3 protein-coding genes are annotated in these 3,182 nt (G+C 64.0%); all 3 read right to left on the bottom strand.

Annotated features, from left to right (window positions below):
- Positions 1 to 284 precede the first annotated feature (284 nt).
- Genes biuH through AC30QB_RS13770 form a run of 3 tightly spaced genes read right to left on the bottom strand, consistent with a single transcriptional unit; the run spans position 285 to position 2,934 of the window.
- Positions 285 to 977, bottom strand: a complete 693-nt coding sequence (gene biuH / locus AC30QB_RS13780) for a biuret amidohydrolase (RefSeq protein ID WP_489546799.1) — start codon at positions 975 to 977, stop codon at positions 285 to 287.
- Position 978: 1 nt separating this feature from the next.
- A complete protein-coding gene (locus AC30QB_RS13775) occupies positions 979 to 2,001 on the bottom strand; it encodes a formamidase (protein ID WP_489546798.1) in 1,023 nt (340 codons plus the stop codon).
- Positions 2,002 to 2,010: 9 nt separating this feature from the next.
- Entirely contained in the window at positions 2,011 to 2,934 is a 924-nt protein-coding gene (locus AC30QB_RS13770) for an ABC transporter permease (protein WP_489546797.1), read from the bottom strand.
- Positions 2,935 to 3,182 lie beyond the last annotated feature (248 nt).

Genomic DNA, 3,182 nt, shown 5'->3' with positions numbered 1-3,182 from the left:
GCGTAGCTTCAGCACGGCGTTGACAGGCCGTAGCTCGTGGCCACGCAGCTGTGACATATGGAGAGCGCCTTTGCTTTGGTTACTTTCATTTGGCGCGACAAATGAAAGTGACTCGCCCGCCGGGGCGACTACCCGGCGCCGTCGAGCAAGACAGGTAGAAACAACCACGCGAAGCGGCACAGAAGGAGCAGGCCTTCGATACGCGAAGCGGACCCTGCCCTGAGCTTGTCGAAGGGTCAGGCTGAACGGGTGGGGATGGGCGAACAACAAGCCCAAGCGCGTGCTCATACCGACACCACCTCAATCACCGACTTCGAATCCGACACCGCCCCAAACACCCCACCCTGCATCGTCACCATCTTCAACGCCGCCAGATGGTTGCCAAGGTCTGTAGCCGCCGTGCAATCCGACAAGATCAAGCACTCATACCCCCGGTCGTTCGCATCGCGCATCGTCGTGTGCACACACACGTCGGTCGTGATGCCGGTGAGGATGAGGTTGCGAATCCCGCGGGTGTGCAAGATCAGATCGAAATTGGTCGCATAAAAAGAGCCCTTGCCAGGCTTGTCGATCACCGGCTCGCCCGCCAGCGGTGCCAGCTCGGGGATGATTTCCCAGCCCGGCTCGCCAACGGTCAGGATGCGCCCGCACGGCCCCATGTCGCCAATGCCGATGCCGCCTGTGCCGATCTGGCGCGAGCGCCAGCGTTTGTTGGCCGGCAGGTCACTCATGTCGGGCTTGTGGCCTTCGCGCGTGTGGATGATGAGGTAGCCCGCGGCGCGCATGGCGGCGAACAACTGCTTCAGCGGTGCAATGGGCGCACGCGTGAGCGAAATGTCGTAACCCATCTTGTCGACGTAGCCGCCTTCGCCGCAGAAATCGACCTGCATGTCGATCACCACGAGTGCGGTGTTCTGCGGCGTCATGTCGCCGTCGTAGGGCCAGCGGTACGGGTCGGCTGCGATGTACTTCTCCATCTCAGGCCACTTTCTTCAACACCGGGATCTGCGAGCCGATGTAGCTGCGGGTCGGCGCGGCAAAACCGCAGCCCGTGCCGTCGGTCACCTTCACGCTGGCTTCCCAGGGCAGCACATAGCGGCCGGCCGCCATGTCGTGCATGTAGGTGTAAGGGCAGTCTTGCGCCCCGCCCTTCACCGCCACGTAGCCGCGGTGGTAGAGCTGGTAGATGTTGTTTTCCACGCCCCAGCCGGCGCGCGCTTCGCGCACCAGGTCGGGCCGCAGCTCGCAGGTGATGATTTCATCCACACGGCCGCTGCCTTCGACCATCACCGTGCCGTCGAAATGGCAGAACATGCCCTCGCCCATAGAGTCGAAGCTGTCGTCGCTGCCGCACATGCAAACATTGGCGGTGTAGGCCAGGTTGCAGAAGGCATTGGCCTGGTTGGTGATCTTCCAGGCGTGGCGTATGGGCGCCGTGTAGCCTGCTGTGCGCAGAATAATCTCGGCGCCCTTGTAGGTGGCCTCGCGCGCCATCTCGGGGAACATGCCGTCGTGGCAGATGATGAGAGAGAGCTTGCTGCCGTTGGGCCCGTCGCACACCGGAACGCCCAGGTTGCCCGGCTCCCAGGGCTCCACCGGCACCCAGGGGTGGAGCTTGCGGTAGTAGAGCTTCACCGTGCCGCTGTCGTCGATGATGAGCCCGCTGTTGTACGGGTTGCCGTCGGGGTTGGCTTCCATGATCGAGAAGCAGCCCCAGATCTTGTGGGCTATGCAGGCTTGCTTGAAGGCCGCGACCTCTGGGCCGTCGAGTCGGCACATGATCTCGGGCGCGGTGTCCATGCTCAGGCCGTGCAGCGAGTACTCGGGGAACACCACCAGGTCCATCGTGCCCTGGTTGCGGCGCGCCTTGGCCACCATGTCGCAGATTCGCTGCGTTTGCGCGGCCAGATCGGCCGGCGTCTTGACGACCGGCAGTTGAAGCTGCACCAGGCCAATCACCACGCCGTGTACCGATTTGTTCAAACCACCCAATCCACTCATGACAAGCTCCTATTTCGTGACGCCCAGCTCCATCGGCGCGCCCTTGACGCTGCGTGTGGGCGAGCAGGTCCAGATCAGAATCACCAGCGTGAGCACGTAGGGCACCGCATTGAACAGGTAGTAGCCGCTGCTGATGCCCACCGATTGCAAGGCCGGGCCGAGTGCGCCAGCGCCACCGAAGAGCAGTGCGGCACCCAGGCAGCGCCAGGGGCTCCAGCGCGCGAAGATCACCAAGGCGACGGCGATCAGGCCTTGGCCGCTGGAGAGGCCTTCATTCCAACTGCCGGGGTAGTAGAGCGAGAGCGAGGCGCCACCCAGCCCGGCGATGAAGCCGCCTGCGCAGGTGGCCGCAATGCGTATGCCGTTGACCGAGTAGCCGAGCGCGCGTGCGGCGTCGCTCGAGTCGCCCGCCATGCGCAGCACCAGGCCGAAGCGCGTGGCCTTGAAGCCCCAGGCCAGCAGCGCGGCGAGCACCACGCCGATGAGAAACAGCACGTTGATTTGCAAAGCCGACTTGATCTGCGCCGAGCTGCTCCAGTCGCCCAGGTTGAGCGACGGAATCTGCGGGGCCTGCGGCTGGATCAGCGGCTTGCCCAAGTAAAACGCGAGGCCGCTGCCGAGCAGCATCACTGCGATGCCTGTGGCGATGTCGTTCACCCTCGGCAATGAGCACACGAGGCCATGCAGCAAGGCCAGCAGCGCGCCGCTGCCGCCTGCGAGCAGCACGCCGAGCCAGACGTTGCCGGTGAGGTAGGCGCCACCGAAACCGGCCATGGCCGAGAAGACGAGCACGCCTTCGAGGCCGAGGTTGATGCGGCCAGATTTTTCGGTGAGGCATTCGCCCAGGCTCACCAGCAGGAAGGGGGTGCCCACACGGATGGCGCCGCCTAGGACGGCGACGAGGACGTTGAGGAAGAGGTCGGGGGCGCTCATGGTGCTGTGCTGCTATCTGCTCTGCTGGCGCGCCACACACCGCTTAGGCTGACCCTTCGATACCTCAGGACAGGGTCCGCATTCGCGGGATCGAAGGCCCGTTCGGTTATTGCGTGGGTCTTGCTCACTGCGTGAGGCCGCGTCGGGATGTGCCCCCGACAGGGCAGTAACTTTCTTTTGCTTCGCCAAAAGAAAGTCACCAAAGAAAAGGCGACCCTCGTCACCGGTCGGCCTAGGGCCGACTGCTC

Source organism: Rhizobacter sp., from assembly GCF_046595475.1.
GTDB lineage: Bacteria > Pseudomonadota > Gammaproteobacteria > Burkholderiales > Burkholderiaceae_C > Rhizobacter.
This window is presented reverse-complemented; position numbering and strand designations above follow the sequence as displayed.